Origin of the sequence: Streptomyces sp. NPDC020597 (genome assembly GCF_044335095.1) — a bacterium.
GTDB lineage: Bacteria > Actinomycetota > Actinomycetes > Streptomycetales > Streptomycetaceae > Streptomyces.
Window position 1 is genome coordinate 1 of the sequence record NZ_JBIRUL010000022.1, and the last position, 19,934, is coordinate 19,934.

Annotated in this window: 21 protein-coding genes; 10 read left to right on the top strand and 11 right to left on the bottom strand. The window is 71.2% G+C overall.

The window, feature by feature from the left end:
* Positions 1-111 precede the first annotated feature (111 nt).
* Complete coding sequence (dusB, locus tag ACH4ZA_RS29580; RefSeq protein WP_319277336.1) at positions 112-1,254, bottom strand: tRNA dihydrouridine synthase DusB; 1,143 nt, start codon at positions 1,252-1,254, stop codon at positions 112-114.
* Between the two features lie 107 nt (positions 1,255-1,361).
* Here dusB and ACH4ZA_RS29585 point away from each other — a divergent pair, with 107 nt between their 5' ends.
* Positions 1,362-2,807: an MFS transporter gene (locus ACH4ZA_RS29585; RefSeq protein ID WP_398432445.1), complete on the top strand. Its 1,446-nt coding sequence runs from the start codon at positions 1,362-1,364 to the stop codon at positions 2,805-2,807.
* 67 nt (positions 2,808-2,874) lie between these two features.
* Here ACH4ZA_RS29585 and ACH4ZA_RS29590 read toward each other — a convergent pair whose 3' ends face one another.
* Both ACH4ZA_RS29590 and ACH4ZA_RS29595 read right to left on the bottom strand, forming a co-directional pair.
* On the bottom strand, positions 2,875-3,558 hold the full coding sequence (locus tag ACH4ZA_RS29590) for an alpha/beta fold hydrolase (protein WP_398432446.1): 684 nt from the start codon (positions 3,556-3,558) through the stop codon (positions 2,875-2,877).
* Complete coding sequence (locus tag ACH4ZA_RS29595) at positions 3,555-4,517, bottom strand: helix-turn-helix transcriptional regulator (protein ID WP_398432447.1); 963 nt, start codon at positions 4,515-4,517, stop codon at positions 3,555-3,557. The genes ACH4ZA_RS29590 and ACH4ZA_RS29595 overlap by 4 nt, the downstream gene beginning before the upstream one ends.
* Before the next feature lie 101 nt (positions 4,518-4,618).
* Between ACH4ZA_RS29595 and ACH4ZA_RS29600 the strand changes: the two genes are divergently transcribed.
* The 3 genes from ACH4ZA_RS29600 (at position 4,619) to ACH4ZA_RS29610 (ending at position 7,675) form a co-directional block, all read left to right on the top strand.
* A complete protein-coding gene (locus ACH4ZA_RS29600) occupies positions 4,619-6,055 on the top strand; it encodes an MFS transporter (RefSeq protein ID WP_398432448.1) in 1,437 nt (478 codons plus the stop codon).
* Positions 6,056-6,201: 146 nt separating this feature from the next.
* Positions 6,202-6,423, top strand: a complete 222-nt coding sequence (locus tag ACH4ZA_RS29605) for a hypothetical protein (protein WP_319277343.1) — start codon at positions 6,202-6,204, stop codon at positions 6,421-6,423.
* A 238-nt stretch (positions 6,424-6,661) separates the two neighbouring features.
* Positions 6,662-7,675 (top strand): AraC family transcriptional regulator, encoded by a 1,014-nt coding sequence (locus ACH4ZA_RS29610; protein ID WP_398432449.1) that lies wholly within the window; start codon positions 6,662-6,664, stop codon positions 7,673-7,675.
* Positions 7,676-7,733: 58 nt separating this feature from the next.
* Here ACH4ZA_RS29610 and ACH4ZA_RS29615 read toward each other — a convergent pair whose 3' ends face one another.
* Positions 7,734-8,330, bottom strand: a complete 597-nt coding sequence (locus ACH4ZA_RS29615; RefSeq protein ID WP_319277347.1) for a TetR family transcriptional regulator — start codon at positions 8,328-8,330, stop codon at positions 7,734-7,736.
* A gap of 25 nt (positions 8,331-8,355) precedes the next feature.
* Positions 8,356-9,366, bottom strand: a complete 1,011-nt coding sequence (locus ACH4ZA_RS29620; protein ID WP_398432450.1) for an aldo/keto reductase — start codon at positions 9,364-9,366, stop codon at positions 8,356-8,358.
* Positions 9,367-9,584: 218 nt separating this feature from the next.
* On the opposite strand from ACH4ZA_RS29620, the gene ACH4ZA_RS29625 reads away from it, so the two are divergent.
* Positions 9,585-10,697 (top strand): endonuclease/exonuclease/phosphatase family protein, encoded by a 1,113-nt coding sequence (locus ACH4ZA_RS29625; RefSeq protein WP_398432451.1) that lies wholly within the window; start codon positions 9,585-9,587, stop codon positions 10,695-10,697.
* Here ACH4ZA_RS29625 and ACH4ZA_RS29630 read toward each other — a convergent pair.
* Positions 10,676-10,957: a DUF397 domain-containing protein gene (locus tag ACH4ZA_RS29630; RefSeq protein ID WP_398432452.1), complete on the bottom strand. Its 282-nt coding sequence runs from the start codon at positions 10,955-10,957 to the stop codon at positions 10,676-10,678. The genes ACH4ZA_RS29625 and ACH4ZA_RS29630 overlap by 22 nt on opposite strands.
* Entirely contained in the window at positions 10,939-11,781 is an 843-nt protein-coding gene (locus ACH4ZA_RS29635; protein ID WP_319277451.1) for a helix-turn-helix transcriptional regulator, read from the bottom strand. The genes ACH4ZA_RS29630 and ACH4ZA_RS29635 overlap by 19 nt, the downstream gene beginning before the upstream one ends.
* Before the next feature lie 166 nt (positions 11,782-11,947).
* Here ACH4ZA_RS29635 and ACH4ZA_RS29640 point away from each other — a divergent pair, with 166 nt between their 5' ends.
* Entirely contained in the window at positions 11,948-12,328 is a 381-nt protein-coding gene (locus tag ACH4ZA_RS29640; protein WP_319277355.1) for a hypothetical protein, read from the top strand.
* Between the two features lie 64 nt (positions 12,329-12,392).
* Here ACH4ZA_RS29640 and ACH4ZA_RS29645 read toward each other — a convergent pair whose 3' ends face one another.
* On the bottom strand, positions 12,393-13,775 hold the full coding sequence (locus ACH4ZA_RS29645; RefSeq protein WP_319277357.1) for a glycine--tRNA ligase: 1,383 nt from the start codon (positions 13,773-13,775) through the stop codon (positions 12,393-12,395).
* A 218-nt stretch (positions 13,776-13,993) separates the two neighbouring features.
* Between ACH4ZA_RS29645 and ACH4ZA_RS29650 the strand changes: the two genes are divergently transcribed.
* From ACH4ZA_RS29650 to ACH4ZA_RS29665, 4 genes are read left to right on the top strand one after another with little or no spacing between them, the layout of a single operon-like run.
* The gene (locus ACH4ZA_RS29650) at positions 13,994-14,950 is read left to right on the top strand and encodes a metal ABC transporter substrate-binding protein (RefSeq protein ID WP_319277359.1); all 957 of its coding nucleotides are present in this window, start codon (positions 13,994-13,996) and stop codon (positions 14,948-14,950) included.
* Between the two features lie 17 nt (positions 14,951-14,967).
* Positions 14,968-15,744 carry a metal ABC transporter ATP-binding protein gene (locus ACH4ZA_RS29655; protein ID WP_319277361.1) on the top strand — a complete coding sequence of 259 codons (777 nt, stop codon included), beginning with the start codon at positions 14,968-14,970 and terminating at the stop codon, positions 15,742-15,744.
* The gene (locus ACH4ZA_RS29660) at positions 15,744-16,646 is read left to right on the top strand and encodes a metal ABC transporter permease (RefSeq protein ID WP_319277363.1); all 903 of its coding nucleotides are present in this window, start codon (positions 15,744-15,746) and stop codon (positions 16,644-16,646) included. The genes ACH4ZA_RS29655 and ACH4ZA_RS29660 overlap by 1 nt, the downstream gene beginning before the upstream one ends.
* Positions 16,647-16,705: 59 nt before the next feature.
* A complete protein-coding gene (locus ACH4ZA_RS29665; RefSeq protein ID WP_319277364.1) occupies positions 16,706-17,116 on the top strand; it encodes a transcriptional repressor in 411 nt (136 codons plus the stop codon).
* Between the two features lie 135 nt (positions 17,117-17,251).
* Here the strand turns inward: ACH4ZA_RS29665 and ACH4ZA_RS29670 are convergent, their stop codons facing one another.
* The 3 genes from ACH4ZA_RS29670 to ACH4ZA_RS29680 are packed head-to-tail and all read right to left on the bottom strand — an operon-like array spanning position 17,252 to position 19,918.
* Positions 17,252-18,088 (bottom strand): isoprenyl transferase, encoded by an 837-nt coding sequence (locus tag ACH4ZA_RS29670; protein WP_319277366.1) that lies wholly within the window; start codon positions 18,086-18,088, stop codon positions 17,252-17,254.
* A 32-nt stretch (positions 18,089-18,120) separates the two neighbouring features.
* Positions 18,121-18,870: a DNA repair protein RecO gene (gene recO, locus ACH4ZA_RS29675; protein WP_057574747.1), complete on the bottom strand. Its 750-nt coding sequence runs from the start codon at positions 18,868-18,870 to the stop codon at positions 18,121-18,123.
* Between the two features lie 49 nt (positions 18,871-18,919).
* Positions 18,920-19,918, bottom strand: a complete 999-nt coding sequence (locus ACH4ZA_RS29680; protein WP_319277368.1) for a hypothetical protein — start codon at positions 19,916-19,918, stop codon at positions 18,920-18,922.
* Between the last annotated feature and the right edge of the window lie 16 nt (positions 19,919-19,934).

The following is a 19,934-nucleotide window of genomic DNA, read 5'->3' on the forward strand; positions in this document are numbered from 1 at the left end:
GCTGCACACCTACAATCACCACCGCGGACACACCGCGCTGAAGGGCCAACCACCCGCCAGCCGCGTCCCCAACCTCTCAGGGCAATACACCTAGGTCCGGCAGCCCCGTGTTCAGCCGCCCGAGGTGTCGAGTTCCGCTTCCTCGCCGATGCCCGCGCAGTCGTACGGGTCCTTCAGCCAGCCATCGGGGAGGACGACCCTGTTGTTGCCGGAGGTGCGGCCGCGGGGCCCGTCGGCTCCGGCCGGCCAGGGCTGGTCGAGGTCCAGTTCGTCGAGCCCGGCGCGCAGTTCGGCGAGGGAGGACGTGATCGCGAGGCGTTTGCGCATCTCGCTGCCGACCGCGAAGCCCTTGAGGTACCAGGCGACGTGCTTGCGGAAGTCGACGACGCCTTTGGACTCGTCGCCGATCCACTCGCCGAGGAGGGTCGCGTGGCGGACCATGACGTCGGCGACCTCGCGCAGCGACGGCTCGGCGATGTCGCCGGTGCGGCCCTCGAAGGCGGCCACGAGGTCTGCGAACAGCCAGGGCCGGCCCAGGCAGCCGCGTCCGACGACGACTCCGTCGCACCCGGTCTCGCGCACCATGCGCAGCGCGTCCTGCGCCGACCAGATGTCGCCGTTGCCGAGGACGGGGATCTCCGGGACGTGCTCCTTCAGGCGGGCGATCGCCTCCCAGTCCGCCGTGCCGCCGTAGTGCTGGGCGGCCGTGCGGCCGTGCAGGGCGATGGACGTCACGCCCTCCTCGACGGCGATGCGGCCCGCGTCGAGGTAGGTGATGTGGTCGTCGTCGATGCCCTTGCGCATCTTCATGGTGACGGGCAGGTCGCCGGCGCCGCTGACGGCCTCGCGCAGGATCGCGCGCAGCAGGTGGCGCTTGTACGGCAGCGCGGAACCGCCGCCCTTGCGGGTCACCTTGGGGACGGGGCAGCCGAAGTTGAGGTCGATGTGGTCGGCGAGGTCCTCCTCCGCGATCATGCGGACGGCCTTGCCGACGGTGGCCGGGTCGACGCCGTACAGCTGGATCGAGCGCGGCGTCTCGGTCGCGTCGAAGTGGATCAGCTGCATCGTCTTCTCGTTGCGTTCGACCAGCGCCCGGGTCGTGATCATCTCGCTGACGAACAGGCCCTTGCCGCCGCTGAACTCCCTGCACAGGGTGCGGAAGGGCGCGTTCGTGATCCCGGCCATGGGGGCCAGGACGACGGGCGGCCGGACGGTGTGCGGGCCGATCTGCAGGGGGGATGCGGGCGTGGGCATTGCTCCATTGTCGCGTACCCGAAGGAGTACCCGGCTTCCTGATCCCCGGTGATCCATGGCGCACTCATTAGTTAGACGCACTATCGATATCGGCTACGATGGACCGCATGCCCGAGCTCAGCCCTCGCCGACGCCTGCTGGTCCTCGCGATCTGCTGTATGAGCCTGCTGATCGTCAGCCTGGACGTCACCGTCCTGAACGTCGCCCTGCCCGCCATGCAGCGCGACCTGCACGCGACGACCGCCGGTCTCCAGTGGACGATCGACGCCTACACCCTGGTCCTGGCGGCGCTGCTGATGCTGGCCGGGTCGACCGCCGACCGCGTCGGCCGCAAGAAGGTGTTCATGGCCGGTCTGGTCGTGTTCGCCGTCGGTTCCCTGCTGTGCTCGCTCGCCCCGGACCTGGAACTGCTGGTCGCGGCGCGGATGGTGCAGGCCGTGGGCGGCTCGATGCTGAACCCGGTCGCCATGTCGATCATCACCAACACCTTCACCGACCCTCGTGAGCGCGCCCGCGCGATCGGCGTGTGGGGCGCGGTCGTGGGCATCTCGATGGCCGCCGGCCCCCTGCTGGGCGGGCTGCTCGTGGAGTCGGTGGGCTGGCGCTCCATCTTCTGGATCAATCTGCCGGTCGGTCTGGCGGCCCTGCTGGCGACCCTGCGGTACGTGCCCGAGTCGCGTGCGCCGAAGGCCCGCCGCCCCGATCCGGTCGGCCAGCTGCTGGTCATCGTCCTCTTCGGCTGCCTCACGTACGCGATCATCGAGGCCCCCGAGGCGGGCGCGGCCACCAGCGGTCCCTTCGCCGCTGTCGCTCTCGCCGCCCTGCTGGGGCTGCTGTGGTACGAGCCCCGCCGCGCCGAACCCCTCATCGACCTGCGGTTCTTCCGCTCGGCGCCGTTCAGCGGGGCGACCGTCGTCGCGATCAGCGCGTTCGCCGCGCTGGGCGGGTTCCTGTTCCTGTCGACGCTGTACCTGCAGAACGTGCGGGGACTCGACGCCCTGCACGCGGGACTGTGGATGCTCCCCATGGCGGTGCCCACGTTCCTGTGCGCGCCGCTGTCGGGGCGGCTGGTGGGCGCCCGCGGTCCACGGCTGCCGCTGGTCGTCGCGGGGACGGCGATGACGCTCAGCGGGCTGCTGTTCGCCCTGTTCGACGCGGAGACGTCCGACGCGACGCTGTTCCTCGGATACGTGTTGTTCGGGGTGGGGTTCGGGTTCGTGAACGCGCCCATCACCAACACGGCGGTGTCGGGCATGCCGCGCAGTCAGGCGGGGGTGGCGGCGGCGGTCGCCTCCACCAGCCGCCAGCTGGGCCAGACCCTCGGCGTCGCGGTGATCGGCGCGGTCCTGGCGGCGGGCGTGAGCGCCTCCTCCTACCGCGCGGACTTCACCGGGGCCGCCGTCCCCGGCTGGTGGATCCTCACCGGCTGCGGCGCGGTCGTCCTCGTCCTCGGCGTGCTGACGACCGGCCGGTGGGCGCGGCACACGGCCGAGCGCACCGCGGAGCGGCTGGAGGCCCCGGACGTGCGCGAGGCGGCAGGCGTCGGCGCCTGACCCGCGGACGTGCCCGCCGAGGCGCCCGCCGAACGGGCGCGGGATCCCGTGCGGCGACGGCGCTCGGTCAGGCGGGGTGATGCGGCAGGGCGGCGAGGACGGCCGCGAGGGCGTGCGGGTCGCGGCGGGCGATGTTGTGGCCGACGGGGATCTCGTGGACCCGCCAGTCCGGGTCGCCGCGCAGCCGCTCGGTCAGCTCCGTGAAGGGGCTGCCAGGCCACGCGCCGCCGCTGATGAACGTCCGGCGGGGCGCCGGGACCAAGCCGAGGCCGCCTCCCAGCCTGACCGACTGCAGGAAGCTCGCCAGCGGGTGCGGCCGCGCTCGCGGGTCGAGCCCTTCGGGCACGTCGACCCATCGGCCGTCGGCGCGGACCCCGGCCACGAACAGCTCCCGGAAGGCGTCGCTGGTCAGGGACCAGCAGGAGTCCCCGTCGTCGGGGACGTAGGCGTCGATGAAGACGAGCTGGTCGAGCCGGTCGCCGAGCCGGTCCGCGACCCCGGCGATCACCATCCCGCCGTAGCTGTGCCCGCACAGCGCGACAGGCGTGCCGTCACCGCGGCCGACGATCTCCGCCACCTGGTCGATGTGGGCGTCGAGGTTCGGCGGCCGGTCCGCGTCGACCGGGCCGTCCGGCTCCAGCCCCGCCAGGGTCACCGCCTCGACGCGGTGGCCGTTGCGGCGCAGCTCGGCGGCCACCGCGTCGAACACCCAGCCGCCTTGCCAGCCGCCCGGCACCATCACGAACCTCACCGCGTCGCGCCCTGTGCGTAGGCATGCAGCTTCTCCAGGCGTTCCCGGCTCTCCTCGTCCACCGGGGTGTACGTCACCATGCGCGCCCCGTGGTCCGGGCTCAGCCAGAGGTCGGTGTGGGTGAGGGTGAGCAGGCCGACGTGCGGGTTGCGGAACTCCTTGGTCTTGCTGCGGCCCGCCACCACCTCGTAGCGCTCCCAGTTCTCGCGGAACTCCGGCGACTCCGCCTGCAGCCGCCCGACCAGCATCTTCCAGGCGGGCTCGGAGAGGTGCCCGGCCATCGAGGCGCGGAGTTTCGCGGCCATCAGGCGCATGGACGCCTCCAGGTGGACGACCGACTCGCGCCACTGGGGATGGGTGTGGATGAGGACCATGCAGTTGCGGTCCTCGGGCGGGATCGCGTCGAGGTCGCACAGCAGATGGGCGTAGGTGCGGTTGTACGCCAGGATGTCGTAGCGGCTGTTCTGCACGCAGGCGGGGAGCGGGTCGAGCTGGTCGAGCAGCCGGCGCACGGCGTCGGTGATGCCGGTGCAGGACGAGGCGGGCGTCGGGTCGGTCGCGCCGGCGAGCTGGAACAGGTGGGCCCGTTCGCTCGGGTCGAGCATCAGCGTGCGGGCGAGGGCGTCCAGCACCTGGACCGAGACGTGGATGTCCCGGGACTGTTCCAGCCAGGTGTACCAGGTGACGCCGACGGCCGAGAGATGGGCGACCTCCTCGCGGCGCAGCCCGGGCGTGCGGCGGCGCGCTCCGCGCGGGAGGCCCACCTGCTCGGGCGTGATGCGCTCGCGGCGGCTGCGCAGGAAGGCGGCCAGCTCGTGCCGCCGGATCTCCGAGCCGCCGGTCGCTGCGACCGTCCCGCCCGGTACCGTCGTCCGAGCCGGTCCCGCCGTCCCGGCCGGTCCCACCGGGGCCGCTTCGGCGGTCGTGGTGCTCGTCGTCTCCTGGGCCATGGTCGTCATGTCTCCAGCCTGCCGCCGCGCGGATCCTGTTGCCAGGTACTCCTTCTACCAGGATAAGAAGACTCTGGTACCCGTCTGAGGGGCGGCGCAGGCTCGGCAGCGTGACCCAGACAACCTCGATCCCCGTCCCCCGGCGCACCGGATCCCCGGCGCCCGACCACGCCCTCGGCTCCCTCGGACTGTTCACGGTGCTGCTCGGCGCGGCGCTCCCCCTCATCGACTTCTTCATCGTCAACGTCGCCCTGCCCACGATGGGCCGCGACCTCGCCGCGAGCGAGTCCGTCCTGGAACTCGTCGTCGCCGGGTACGGGCTCGCGTACGCGGTGCTGCTCGTGCTCGGCGGCCGGCTCGGCGACCTGTTCGGCCGGCGGCGGCTCTTCCTGGGCGGCATGGCCGCCTTCGGTCTGACCTCGCTGGCCTGCGGGCTCGCTCCCGACGCGTGGTCGCTGGTCGCGGCCCGGGTCGCACAGGGCGCGTCGGCCGCCGCGATGGTGCCGCAGGTGCTCGCCACCATCCAGTCCGCCACCGCGGGCCCACGCCGCGCCAGGGCCATGAGCCTGTACGGCGCGACCGCCGGGCTGTCCATGGTGGCGGGTCAGATCCTGGGCGGCGTGCTGGTCGCCGCGGACATCGCCGGCAGCGGCTGGCGCTCCGTGTTCCTGGTCAACGTGCCGTTCGTGATCGTCGGACTGCTGCTGGCCGTGCGTACCGTCCCGGAGACCCGCTCGCAGCGCCCGGAGCCCGTGGACGGACCCGGCACCCTGCTCCTCGCCGCAGCGCTTCTCACCCTGCTCGCCCCGCTGACCGAGGGCCGGGCCGCGGGCTGGCCCCTGTGGACCTGGCTGTCGCTGGCCGCGTTCCCGCTGGTCACCGGCGCGTTCTACGCCGTGGAACGGCGGGCCGACCGACAGGGCCGCACCCCGCTGGTCCCGCCGAGCCTGTTCGCGCTGACCACCCTGCGGCGCGGGCTGACGATCATGGCGCCGCTCGCGGTGGGCTTCAGCGGGTTCATGTTCGTGATCGCCGTCGCCCTGCAGAGCGGGGCGGGGCTGGGTCCGGTGCGCGCCGGTCTCGCGCTGGCGCCGATGGCGCTGACGTTCTTCCTCGCCTCGCTGGCCGGGCCGCGCCTGGTGGCACGGTTCGGGGCGCGGGTGGTGACCGCGGGCACGGTGCTTCAGGGCGTCGGCGTCGTCCTGATCGCGCTGGCGGTGCACGCCGGCTGGCCGGACCTCGGCTTCGCCGGGCTGCTGCCGGGCGCCGCGGTCGCCGGTGCGGGACAGGCGCTCCAACTGCCCGTCGTGATGCGGATCGTGATGTCCGAAGTGCCGCCGGCCCGGGCGGGCGTCGGCAGCGGTGTGATGGTGACCACCCAACAGGCCTCGCTGGCCCTGGGCGTGGCCACCCTCGGCACCCTGTTCCTCTCCCTGGTCCCGGTGATGGGCATGCGGGACGCCCTGCTGACCACGCTGGCCGTGCAGTTGGCCGGGGTGGCCGTGACCGGGCTGCTGAGCCTGCGGCTGCCCCGCAGGGTCGGCTGAGGCCGGCCGGGCGTGGGCGCCGCGCGGCGGCCGGGGAACGGCTTGGTCAAGTCGTCCCCCGGGAGCCCCCGTCGACGTCGCTCGTGCTGCACACTCCGAGTGGCCCTTGCGGGGCCGCCGCGAGGCCCTCGGACGCTGGAGACGTCATGCCGGAGAGCAACACGAGCAAGGTGAGCCGCTTCGACCAGCACGGCCGGCGGCACGTCGTCCGGGTGCGCCGCGCGGGCGTGCAGCGCACCGTCGACTGCGAGACGTGCGGCTGGCGCACGGGGGCGCAGTTCCTGCCCTGGCTGAAGGCGCAGGAGCATCTCGCCCAGGCCCATCAGGCGACCGTGGACCCCTCGGGAGGCGGCGGCGAGCCGCGATGACGGCGGCCGGACCCGAGGGCCGTCTCGTGAGCGCTCTGCCCCGTTTCCCGCGCTGCGCGGCGGCGAGTCGACCGGCTCCGGGCCCCTGGAACCGCCGTCCGCGAGCTGAAGTACCCTCCGCAGAAGCACAAGCAGAAGCACGAGCACCCGGGCGGACGCGGAAGCAGAAGCAGCGGGTGGGCGGGCGGAGACGGGGTCGGGGCGAGGTCCCCGGGAATCGGGCGGAGAGCAGGGCGCAATGATCGGAACGGCATTCCGGACCGCGGACGTGCCGGTGGCGGACAGGTTCGAGTACTGGCGTCAGCTGATGGACCGCACGATCGCGCCCAGTGACATCAGCAGTGACTACGCCGCCGACTTCCGGGCGGAACAACGGCTGCTCGAACTGGGGCCCGTGCGGGTGTGGCCCATCCGGATGTCGCCGACGAGATACCGGCGCAACGCGCGGCTGGTGCGCCAGTCCGACCCCGAGGAGTACCACCTGTCGCTGGTGCTGTCCGGCGGGCTCGGCTTCGACCACGTGGGGCGGGCCGGGACGTACGGACCGCAGGACCTGTGGCTGTCCGACAGCTCACGCCCGTACGTCGTGGAGCCCCACGGCGTGCCGTCGTCGGCCCCCTCGGAGCATCCCCTGGTCACCGGGGTGGGCGTGGAGCTTCCCAAGTCCCTGCTGCCCCTGCCGCCCGCCCGGGTCCGCAACCTCCTGAGCAGGCGGCTGTCGGGCCGGAAGGGACCGGGCGCCCTGCTGACGGGGTTCCTCACCGGCCTCGACCAGCAGTCCGCCTTTCTCCAGCCGTCCGACGCGCCGCGCCTCGGCATGGTCGTGGTCGACCTGCTGGCGGCATGGCTCGCCCATGAGCTGGAGGCCGAGGACGCCCTGACGCCGGAGGCCCACCGCAGGATCACGGCCACCCGGATACGGGCGTTCATCCGGGAGAACCTGCACGATCCGGAGCTGCGGCCGCCCGCCGTCGCCGCCGCGCACCACATCTCCCTCAGCTATCTGCACCGGCTCTTCCAGGAAGAGGGGGCGGGAGAGACGGTCGCCTCCTGGATCCGGGGCCAGCGGCTGGCGGGCGCCCGCCGCGATCTGGCCGACCCCGCGATGATCGCCACGCCGGTGCACGTCATCGCCGCACGCTGGGGCATCCCGCGCGCCTCCGACTTCACCCGCGCCTTCCGCACCGCGTACGGGATGTCGCCCACGGAGTACCGGTTCCAGGCGGCGACGACCTCTGCAGGGGACGGGTGACCGCGTCGGGCGGCGATCCCGGCGCGGCCCCGAGCCCCGGGCTCCGGGGCCGCGAGCCTCAGGACGGCGCCCGCAGTCCCCGCAGCAGCAGGTCCACCAGCGCCGTGAAGTCGCCCTCGACGCCGGGCCGTTCCCACACCCGGTGGTAGCCCGGGTCGTGGAAGCGGCCGGTGGCGTGGAAGACGGCACGGGCGGCGGTCTCCGGGTCGGGGGCGGTGAACGCCCCGGACGCGACTCCCGCTTCGATGATCCGGGTCAGCTGCCCGGTCAGGTCGGCCAGGTGCTCGTCGACCACGTCGCCGGTCTCCCCGGTCAGCACCATGTACGTGGCGAACAGCTCCGGGTCGTCGCCGGCCTTGCGGCGCTTGGCTTCGAAGAGCGCCGTCAGCCAGTCGCGCAGCCGGGCCTGAGGGGGGCGTGTCCCGTCGGCGGTGATGACGGACAGGGTCTCGGACGTCCGGTCAAGCCACCGCTTCGTGACCGCCGCCCGCAGCGCCGCCTTCGTCCGGAAGTGCCGGTAGACGCTGCCGTGGCTGACGCCGAGCGCGCGGGCCACGTCGACCACGGTGGCCTTGGCCGGGCCGTGGCGGCGCAGCACCTCCTCGGTCGCTTCGAGGATGCGCTCGGCGGTCAGGGTCTCGGTGGTCGGTGGCATGTTCAGACCGTACCCGCAGCGGCGGTCAGCGCTCGCTGTCGAGGTGGGCCATCGCGGCGGCCGCGTAGCGCTCGCCGGCGGCCGAGTCGGCGGGGACGGCCCTTTCGATCGCGGCCAGGTCGTCGGAGTCCAGGACGACGTCCAGCGCGCCCAGCGACTCCGCGAGCCGCTCCCTGGAACGCGCGCCGATCAGCGGCACGATGTCCTCGCCCTGGGCCAGCACCCAGGCGATCGCGATCTGCGCGACGGAGACGCCCTTGTGTTCGGCGATCTTCCGCAGGGCCTCCACCAGGCTCAGGTTGTGCTGGAGGTTGTCGCCCTGGAAGCGGGGCGAGTGGGCCCGGAAGTCGTCGGCCGCGAGCTCGCGGTCGGCGGTGAAGTGCCCGGAGATCAGCCCGCGCGACAGCACGCCGTACGCGGTGATCGAGATCCCCAGTTCACGGGTCACCGGCAGGATCGACTTCTCGATGCCGCGCGAGATCAGTGCGTACTCGATCTGCAGGTCGGCGATCGGCGCGGTGGCGGCGGCCCGGCGGACGGTCTCGGCGCCGACCTCGCTGAGGCCGATGTGCCGGACGTACCCCTGCTCGACCAGTTCGGCGATGGCGCCGACCGTCTCCTCGATCGGCACGTCGGGGTCGAGCCGGGCGATCCGGTAGACGTCGATATGGTCGACCCCGAGGCGCTGGAGGGAGTAGGCGGCGAAGTTCTTCACCGCGGCGGGCCGCCCGTCGTAGCCGGCCCAGGAGCCGTCGGGACCTCGCAGGGCGCCGAACTTCACGCTGGTCAGGGCCTGTTCGCGGCGGGCGGCGGGCGCGGTGCGCAGCGCTTCGCCGATCAGCAGCTCGTTGTGGCCCATGCCGTAGAAGTCGCCGGTGTCCAGCAGGGTCATGCCGGCTTCGAGGGCCGCGTGGATCGTCGCGATCCCCTCGGCCCGGTCCGCGCCGCCGTACAGCGCGGACATGCCCATGCAGCCGAGGCCGAGGGCGGAGACCTGGGGGCCGGTGGAGCCGAGGGTACGGGTTCGCATCGTCATGCACACCAGCCTGACATGACAGCTGACAGATTTCAACATCTGTCAGCTGTCATTTGTCATCGCCTGTTCACCCGCCCCCTGCCGGTCCCGTCCTCGCCTCGCCCGCCCGGTCGACGGGGCGAGTGAGGCGAGGACAATGGGAGATGTCGGTGCGCAGTCACCTCGGCGGCGCCTGCCGCCGGCCGAGCGGCCCTTCCGCGCCGCCGTGGAGGTATGCCATGAGCATCCGCATCGCCACCTTCAACATGGAGAACCTCTTCCGCCGGCCCACGGCCTTCCGCATCGAGGACCCGGCGAAGCGCAAGGAGATCCTCGACGACTTCTCCACGCTGGCCACCCTCCTCGACCTGCCGGTGTACACGGCCGACGACAAGGCGAAGATCGCCGGGCTCATCGAGAAGCACCGGGCGTACGGCATCGACCCGAAGAACCCGCCGCCGATCTACGTGAACCAGTCACGGCCGGGCAAGGACTCCGGGCTCTTCAAGACGACCGGCTCCGGAACGAGCACCCGCGTCGAGGTCACCGCCAAGGGCCGTTCCGCGTGGGCGGGTTGGGCCGAACTGGCGCAGGACGACTTCGAGCTGAGCGTGGTGCGCAACACCGGCCGGGTGGTATCGGAAGTGGACGCCGACATCATGCTCACCGTGGAGGTCGAGGACCGGCTCACCCTGGAGCGCTTCAACACGCAGGTGCTGGGCGGGGCGCTCGGCCGACGGCCCTACCCCTACGTCCTGCTGATCGACGGCAACGATCCCCGGGGCATCGACATCGGCATCCTGAGCCGGCACCCGATCACGTCCGTGCGCACCCATATCTTCGACAGCGGCCCCGAGCGTCCCGACCTGCGGCTCTTCAGCCGCGACTGCCCCGAGTTCGAGATCCAGCTCGACGGGACGCCCCTGGTGGTCCTCGGCAACCACCTGAAGAGCAAGTTCCAGGACAATCCCGATCTGCGCCTGGCCCAGGCGAAGCGGGTCGCGGAGATCTACCGGGCCGCGCTGGAGCGCACGCCGCACGTCATCGTCGCCGGAGACCTCAACGACGACCCGGACAGCGCCCCGGCCACGGTCCTGCGGGACACCGGCATGCGAGACGTGATGAGTCACCGCGCCTACAGCGGACTGCCGGGCACTCACGGGACCTGCAAGAGCGAGGAGAACAAGCTCGACTACCTGCTGCTCTCCCCCGAACTGTGGCCGGAGGTCCAGCACGTCGGCCTGGAGACCCGCGGCATCTTCGCGAACGACATCAAGTCCTTCGACACGGTCACCTCGAAGGGCACCGCGGCCTCCGACCACGCGGCGCTCTACGTGGACGTCGACCTGTAAGCACGGACGAAGCAGCCCCAGGCGTCCGCCCCGAAGAGGAGCGCACCCCGGTCCGGATCCTTGCTGTCCCGAACCGGGACGAGGGAGGGGACGCCTGCGGCGACCTCGAGGCAGTTGCCGCCGTCCGTGTTGCTGTAACTGCTCTTGCGCCAGGCGGCGTTGACGAGGAGGTCGTCCGAAACCTCGACGCAAGCGCCACCGTCCGAGTTGCTGTAGCTGCTCTTGCGCCACGTCACGCTGTTCAAGTCGATGGTTCGCACGGCGCTTCCTCCAACATTCGCAAGATGAAAGTCCGCGACTCGGCGGGGCTTAACGCCAGGTCACGTACCGCATCATATGTGCGATGCAGGCCCTCGACCTTGCTTGCTTCCTCGAACAGTTCGCCGTGTACGTCGTTTTCGGCGTAGGCCACCGTGCGCCCGTCCAACAACCGCAGGAAAGTCACTGCAGTGTCCATCAGCCCGTGCAGCCCCACGCCGAACGGCAGCACGTGAATGGCGATGTTCCGGCGCTCCGCCACTTCCGCAAGGTATGCCAGTTGACCCCGCCACCCCGCCAGATCCCGCATCGAATTGCGTAGTACCGCCTCAGAAAGAATGGCGCGGAACGGCGGCGCATCCCTCCCCTCAAGCAGCTTCCCCCGACCCGCACGTGCTTCCACCTGTTGGTTCAGATCCTCCTCTCGGGCACCTCCAGCTGAGAGCAACTCACCTGCGTACTCCGGAGTTTGAAGCAGGCCATGGATGGTGCCGCCTCCGTAGTGCCACAGCCCGACCGCCTCCGCCTCCAGCGTCATGTACCTGCGGTACTGCTCCTTGAACTGCGACGGGTCGGCGACGGCCAGCTCCCACAGCGTCAGCAGCATCGGCGTCGTCCCGTAATGCTGGTCCAGCGCCTCGACGACCTCCGGGCTGCCGAGGCTCTGCCCGCCCTCCATCTTCCCGAAGGTGGACGCGGTCCAGCCCAGCACCTCCTCCAGCTGCCGCAGGCTGTCCCCCTTGCCCGCCCGCAGCAGGCGCAGCTCCTCCGCGAACCGTCGCCGGGGCTCCTGACTGCGCCCCGTGACCACTCTCCTCGCCGGCATCCCCAGCCCCTTCCGCATTTGTGGAATTTGCGCGGCTGAACGCCCACGAAGGCCTCGTCGACGGCATGTCGGCCTCGCCCGGGGGTCATCCTGACGACACCCCCACCACCCAGAGTAGCCCAACCCTCACATTCCGTATGGAAGTTGGGTATAAGGAGCGGACGACATGCAGCACGAACCCGGCACCCTCCTCTACGACCCTGCCACGGACAGGTTCGGCGAGTACCGGGACCGCTCCGGCCCCTACGCGATGCTGCGGCCGGTCGGCGGCGGCCGGGAGTGGCAGGCCGATCCGACGGCGCTGCGGCCGGCGACCGAGCGGGAGCGGCTGCACGCGGGCGTGCGCGCGGCGAACGAGCGGGCGCGTACGGACGGCCCGTTCATGCTGGGCCTGCGTCGTCCGCCCGAGCCGGTCCCGGACTGCCCGGAGTGCGTCGAGCTCGCGACCCGCCGCGCCGAGGCGCGCGCCGTGTACGACTACAGCGCGGAGACCGACGCCGACGTCCTGCTCCGCGGGCACCAGCGCGAGCGGGGCTGCACGGCATGAGCGAGGCCGGCCCCGACGGGAGTCCCGTCGGGGCCGGCCTCGTGGTGCTGGACGCCGTCAGCGGCTACGCGCCGATCAGGCGGGCGGCGAGGTAGCCCTCGATCTGGTCGAGGGAGACCCGCTCCTGCTTCATCGAGTCGCGCTCGCGGACGGTGACCGCGTTGTCCTCGAGGGTGTCGAAGTCGACCGTCACGCAGAACGGCGTGCCGATCTCGTCCTGGCGGCGGTAGCGGCGGCCGATCGCGCCGGCGTCGTCGAACTCGATGTTCCAGTTCTGGCGCAGCGCGGCGGCGAGGCCCTTGGCCTTCGGCGACAGCTCGGGGTTGCGGGACAGCGGCAGGACGGCGACCTTCACCGGGGCGAGGCGGTGGTCGAGGCGCAGGACCGTGCGCTTCTCCAGCTTGCCCTTGGCGTTGGGGGCCTCGTCCTCGACGTAGGCGTCGAGCAGGAACGCCAGCATCGCGCGGCCGACACCGGCCGCGGGCTCGATGACGTACGGCGTCCAGCGCTCGCCGGCCTCCTGGTCGAAGAAGGAGAGGTCCTGGCCGGAGGCCTTGGAGTGGGCGGAGAGGTCGTAGTCGGTGCGGTTGGCGACGCCCTCCAGCTCACCCCACTCGTTGCCGCCGAACTGGAAGCGGTACTCGATGTCGGCGGTGCGCTTGGAGTAGTGGGAGAGCTTCTCCTTGGGGTGCTCGTACCACCGCATGTTCTCCTCGCGCATGCCGAGGCCGGTGTACCAGTTCCAGCGCTGCTCCATCCAGTACTCCTGCCACTTCTCGTCCTCGCCCGGCTTGACGAAGAACTCCATCTCCATCTGCTCGAACTCGCGGGTGCGGAAGATGAAGTTGCCGGGCGTGATCTCGTTGCGGAAGGACTTGCCCATCTGGGCGATGCCGAACGGCGGCTTGCGGCGCGAAGTGGTCTGCACCTGGGCGAAGTTGGTGAAGATGCCCTGGGCGGTCTCGGGCCGCAGGTAGGCGATGGAGCCGGTGTCCTGGGTCGGGCCGAGGTGGGTGGAGAGCAGACCCGAGAACTGCTTGGGCTCGGTGAACTGGCCCTTGTTGCCGCAGTTGGGGCAGTTGATGTCCGCCATGCCGTTCTCCGGCAGGCGGTTGTGCTTGGCCTCGTATGCCTCCTCCAGGTGGTCCGCACGGAACCGCTTGTGGCAGGAGGTGCACTCGGTCAGCGGGTCGGAGAAGGTGGCGACGTGACCGGAGGCCACCCAGACCTCGGAGGCCAGGATGACGGACGAGTCGATGCCGACCACGTCCTCGCGCGACGTCACCATGTAGCGCCACCACTGGCGCTTCAGGTTCTCCTTGAGCTCGACACCCAGCGGTCCGTAGTCCCAGGCGGCACGCTGACCGCCGTAGATCTCACTGCAGGGGAATACGAAGCCACGGCGCTTGCTCAGGCTGACGATGGTGTCGATCTTGTCGGCGGCCACGGTGCTCTCTTCATAACGACGACGGGCGACGAAGCGAGGTGCTTCCAGCGAAGACTTCAGGGTACCGGCGGGGACTCCCCCTCGACCAAATCGGGACCCCGCCGGGACCGGGCCCCCAGCGGCCATATCGCAGCCCTTCGGGGCTTACCGGGCCTTCACCGGACCCTTGCCCGAAGCGTTGTTGACAACGGTTTCCATATTTGTTGAAAATGAGTGTCATGAACGCACGACGACTCATATCCGGCACCGCGATCGCGGCGGCCACGGCCCTCGGCCTCGGCACCCTCTCCGCCTGCTCCTCCGACAGCGCGGCCGCGGCCAACACGGACAAGTTCGACGTCGTCGCGTCGTTCTACCCGATGGCCTTCCTCGCCGAGCAGATAGGCGGGGACCACGTGCACGTCACCAGCCTCACCCAGCCCGGCCAGGAACCGCACGACCTGGAGATCAGCGCCAAGCAGACCGCCGCGCTCCAGGAGTCCGACGCGGTGCTCTACCTCAAGAACCTCCAGCCCTCCGTCGACGACGCGGTGGCCCAGTCCGAGGTCAAGACCAAGATCGACGCCGCCTCCCTCACCACGCTGGAGAAGCACGGCAACGAGGTCGGCGGCCACGCGGCCGAGCACGACGACCACGAGAACGAGGAGCTGGCCGGCCTCGACCCGCACATCTGGCTCGACCCGGTGCGCTACTCCCAGGTCGCCGAGGGCGTCGGCAAGGCCTTCGAGAAGGCCGACCCGGACCACGCGGCCGACTACCGGACCAACACCGCGACCCTGGTCAAGAAGCTCGGCGGACTCGACGCCGAGTTCAGGGCGGGCCTCGCGAACACCAGGACCAAGGTGTTCGTCACCACCCACGCCGCCTTCGGCTACCTCGCCGAGCGCTACGGCCTGACCGAGGAGGCCATCAACGGCCTCGACCCCGAGTCGGAGCCCAGCGCCGCGCGCGTGAAGGAGCTTGAGAAGATGGCCAGGGCCGACGGCGTCACCACCGTGTTCTACGAGACGCTCGTCAGCGACAAGACCGCGAAGACCATCGCCGGCGACGCCGGACTGAAGACGGACGTCCTCGACCCGATCGAGGGCATCACGGACAAGTCCCGCGGCAAGGACTACTTCTCGGTCCAGCAGGCGAACCTCAAGGCGCTGCAGACGGCCCTGGGAACCAAGTGATCTCTACGGAGGGCGTCATGGACGCGAAGGCCGAACCCGTGATCGCGATGCGCGCAGTCCGCGCCCAGCTGGGCTCGCGCCCCGTGCTGCGGGGCGTCGATCTCACCGTGCGGCGCGGTGAGGTCGTCGCCCTGCTCGGCGCGAACGGCTCCGGGAAGTCGACGGCCGTGCGCAGCGTCATCGGCCAGGTGGCGATCGACGCGGGCGAGATCGAGCTGTTCGGCACCGCGCACCGCCGGTTCCGCGACTGGTCGCGGATCGGTTACGTGCCGCAGCGCACCACCGCCGCGGGCGGCGTCCCGGCCACGGTGACGGAGGTCGTCTCCTCGGGCCGGCTCTCCCGCACCCGCTTCGGCGTCTTCCGCAAGGCCGACCACGCGGCCGTCCGCCGGGCCCTGGACCTCGTCGGGATGGCCGACCGCGCCAAGGACAACGTGGACGCCCTCTCCGGCGGCCAGCACCAGCGCGTGCTCATCGCCCGCGCGCTCGCCGCCGAACCCGAGCTGCTGATCATGGACGAGCCCATGGCCGGCGTCGACCTCGCCAGTCAGGAGGTCCTGGCCGGCACCTTGAAGGAGCAGGTCGCGCAGGGCAGGACCGTCCTGCTCGTGCTGCACGAACTGGGCCCCCTGGAGCCCCTCATCGACCGGGCGGTCGTCCTGCGCGACGGCTGCGTCCTGCACGACGGCCCGCCCACCCCGGCCGTCGGGCAGCACGCCCTCCCCGGCCACGACCACGTACACCCGCACGCGCCCGCGGGCGTCGAACCGATCCGCACGGGACTGCTGAGCTGATGGACATCCTCGACTACGCCTTCATGCAGCGGGCCCTGCTCGCCGCCGTCCTCGTCGGCATCACCGCGCCCGCGGTCGGCGTCTACCTCGTCCAGCGCCGCCAGGCCCTCATGGGCGACGGCATCGGCCACGTCGCGATGACCGGCGTCGGCCTCGGCTTCCTCCTCAACGCCTCCCCGGTGTGGATGGCGACCGCCGTCTCCATCCTGGGCGCGGTGGCGATGGAACTGATCCGCTGGTACGGCAGGACCCGCGGCGACATCGCCCTCGCCATGCTCTTCTACGGCGGCATGGCCGGCGGCGTGATGTTCATCAACCTCGCGCCCGGCGGCTCCAACGCCAACCTGACGTCGTACCTCTTCGGCTCGCTGTCGACCGTCTCCGAGTCGGACGTGTCCGCGATCTGTCTGCTGGCGGCCTTCGTCGTCGCGGTCACCCTGGGCCTGCGCCGCCAGCTCTTCGCGGTCAGCCAGGACGAGGAGTTCGCCCGCGTGACGGGCCTGCCCGTGCGGGCGCTGAACCTGCTGACGGCCGTCACCGCGGCGGTGACCGTGACCGTCGCCATGCGGGTGGTGGGCCTGCTGCTGGTCAGCGCGCTGATGGTGGTCCCCGTGGCCGCCGCCCAGCAGCTCAGCCGCAGCTTCGCCGCCACCTTCGCGATCGCCGTCGCGATCGGTGTGACGGTGACCCTCGGCGGCACCGTGACCTCCTACTACCAGGACGTGCCGCCCGGTGCGACGATCGTCCTGCTGACCATCGCCGCGTTCATCGCGCTGAGCGTGCTGGCCGCCCCGCTGGCCCGCCGCCGTGCCCGCGCCCTGGCCGCGCAGGGACCCGCCGGCGACCCCGCCGAGTGCACGATTCCGGCCACGAGGGACGCGGGGGACGGGGTCGGCGTCTGACTGCGCACGGCCGCGGCTGGCACAATGGCCCGGCAAGCCGCAGACGTGAGGAGACGACGGTGACGACCGCTGGACCGCCTGTGAGGGGCCGCTCCACCCGGCAGCGTGCCGCGGTGGCGGCCGCGCTCGACGAGGTCGAGGAGTTCCGCAGCGCTCAGGAACTGCACGACATGCTCAAGCACAAGGGCGACTCGGTGGGCCTGACCACGGTGTACCGCACGCTCCAGTCCCTCGCCGACGCCGGCGAGGTCGACGTCCTGCGCACGTCGGACGGCGAGTCGGTGTACCGCCGCTGCTCCACCGGCGAGCACCACCACCACCTCGTCTGCCGCGTCTGCGGCAAGGCCGTGGAAGTGGAGGGCCCGGCGGTCGAGAAGTGGGCGGAGGCGATCGCGGCGGAGCACGGCTACGTCAGCGTGGCCCACACCGTGGAGATCTTCGGCACGTGCGCGGACTGCGCGCGCAAGTGACCGCCGCGCCCGCCGCGGGCGACCGCAGTGGGCGCCGGACGCTCCGCGGACGCCTCACGGCCCCCGCGCGCCTCGCCCTGGTGACGCGCGGGGAAGGGCCTGGCAGGGCCAGAACCCAAGATCTTCATGAGCCTTCTAGCCCTGCTGCTCGCCCTCCAGGGACAGCAGCACCTCGTTCGGGGTGGCGCCGCCGAAACGGCGGTCGCGGGAGGCGAACTCGACGCAGGCCCGCCACAGGTCGCGGCGGTCGAAGTCGGGCCACAGGACGTCCTGGAAGACCAACTCCGCGTACGCGCTCTGCCAGAGCAGGTAGTTGGAGGTGCGCTGCTCGCCGCTCGGCCGCAGGAACAGGTCGACGTCCGGCATGTCCGGGTAGTACAGGTACTTCGCGAGGGTCTTCTCGGTGACCTTGGACGGGTCCAGCCGGCCCGCCTTCACGTCCTCCGCGAGCGCCTGCGCCGCGTCGGCGATCTCGGCCCGGCCTCCGTAGTTCATGCAGAAGTACAGGGTGAGCCGGTCGTTGTCCTTGGTCTGCTCCTGGGCGACCTGGAGCTCCTTGGCGACCGACTTCCACAGCTTGGGCATCCGGCCCACCCAGCGGACCCGGATGCCGAGCTCGTCGAGGGTGTCGCGGGTCTTGCGGATGAAGTCGCGGTTGAAGTTCATCAGGAAGCGGACCTCGTCGGGCGAGCGCTTCCAGTTCTCGGTGGAGAAGGCGTACAGCGAGATGTTGCGCACGCCCATCTCGACGGCGCCCTGCAGCACGTCGAGGACCTGCTCGGCGCCGACCTTGTGCCCCTCGGTGCGCGGCAGCCCGCGCTCCTTGGCCCAGCGCCCGTTGCCGTCCATGACGATCGCCACATGCTCGGGGACCAGCTCACCGGGGAGCTTCGGCGGCCGAGCACCGGACGGGTGCGGCTCCGGAGTCCTGTACTCCCGACGCTGCCGCCCCAGGAACCCGCGTACGACCATGTGCCTCTTGTCTCCTTAGACCTTCGCTTCGCTTACTTCTCGACGTACCGAAGGGAGCGCAGTCCGCGCTCCAGGTGCCAGTGCAGATAGGCGGACACCAGCCCGCTGCCCTCCCGGACGTGCCGCGGCTCGCACGCGTCGGCCGTCTCCCAGTCTCCGGTGAGCAGCGCGCCCAGCAGGACCAGGGTCTGCGGCGAGGGTACGACGCTGCCGGCCACCCGGCAGTCCGCGCAGACGGAACCGCCGGCGGCGACCGAGAAGAACCGGTTGGGCCCCGGCATCCCGCACCTGGCGCAGTCACCGAAGCTGGGGGCGTACCCGTTCACGGCCAGCGATCGCAGCAGGAACGCGTCCAGCACGAGGTGCGGGGCGTGCTCGCCGCGGGCCAGCGTCCGCAGGGCGCCCACGAGCAGCAGGTACTGCTGCACGGCCGGCTCGCCCTCGTGGTCGGTGAACCGCTCGGCGGTCTCCAGCATGGCCGTCCCGGCGGTGTACCGGGCGTAGTCGGTGACGATGCCGCCGCCGTAGGGGGCGATGATCTCGCTCTGCGTGCACAGCGGCAGTCCGCGTCCGACCAGCTCGCTGCTGCCCCGCGCGAAGAACTGCACGTCGACGTGGGAGAACGGCTCGAGCCTCGCCCCGAACTTCGACTTCGTCCGCCGCACCCCCCGGGCCACCGCCCGCACCCGCCCGTGCCCGCGCGTGAGCAGCGTGATGATGCGATCCGCCTCACCCAGCTTCTGGGTGCGCAGCACGATCCCGTCATCGCGGAACAGACTCATGCCCCCATTCTCGCCTACGCCGAGAGGGCGGTGCGCCGGGCAGCGGGGATCAGGAACGGGGAGCCGGCGGGGAGGGATTCGGGCTGAGGTCGGGGCGGGGGCTCGGCTCGGTGGCGGCCCCCCACAGGGTGTCGAAGCGGCTCGCCTCGTCACGGACGCTGTCGGCGATCGCGTCCAGCCTGCTGCGCACGTTGCTGCCCTGGTGGTCGGTGGTGTACTCCAGGCACAGGGCGCTGTCGAAGATCACGACGTCCCTCGTCGGCGGTCCGGTCCGCCGGCGTTGCTCGGGCAGCACCATGAAGCGCACATCGATCTCCAGGTCACGCTGCTCCTGGCAGAGCTCCATGAACCTGGCCATGAACGGTTCTTCGCGCGCCTCGCTCGCCTTGATCATGAAGAGGCGGCGGACGCTCACCTGGCGGCGCCGCATCGCCTCGATCTGCGCGACCAGGTAGGGCCCCGCCGGGTCGGTGTCCCAGAAAGGACGGTCGACGGAGCTGCTCGTGGCGTCGATGGTGTGCCGGGCGATCTTGGTGAGGCTGATCAGCCACTCGTTGTTGTCGCGAGGCCAGTGGGCCGTGCCGCCGGTGAGATCCGTGACGACCGAGCCGAGGCTCTTGATCTCGGCGCGGACGAAGTCCTTCACGATGTCCGTGCCGCCGTGCAGTCCCACCTGGGTCGCACTCCTGATGAGCCGCTTGGCGTCATCGGTGCTCATGCCCACCTGGTCGAGTTCGTGCAGCAGACCGGCGGCGTCGCTGAGCCGGGTGTAGTGGTCGTGCAGCTCTCGTGTCTGGGCGTGCTGGCCCGACTCCACGGAGTCCAGGCGCTTCTCGAAGTCGACCATGTACTGCACGATCAGCGCCGAGCCGCCGATCACGATCGACATCGCGAGCTTCCACAGTTCGTCCTGGGACTGGTCGATCAGGTTGGTGATCACATAGGCGACCGTGCCCACCACCACGGTGACCAGTGTCTTGAGCAGGACGGGCGCTATCTGCACCCCGCCCCTCGTGCCCGGCCCCGGTGTGCCCGGCTCTCCGTCCATGCCCGCCCCTCCCCGC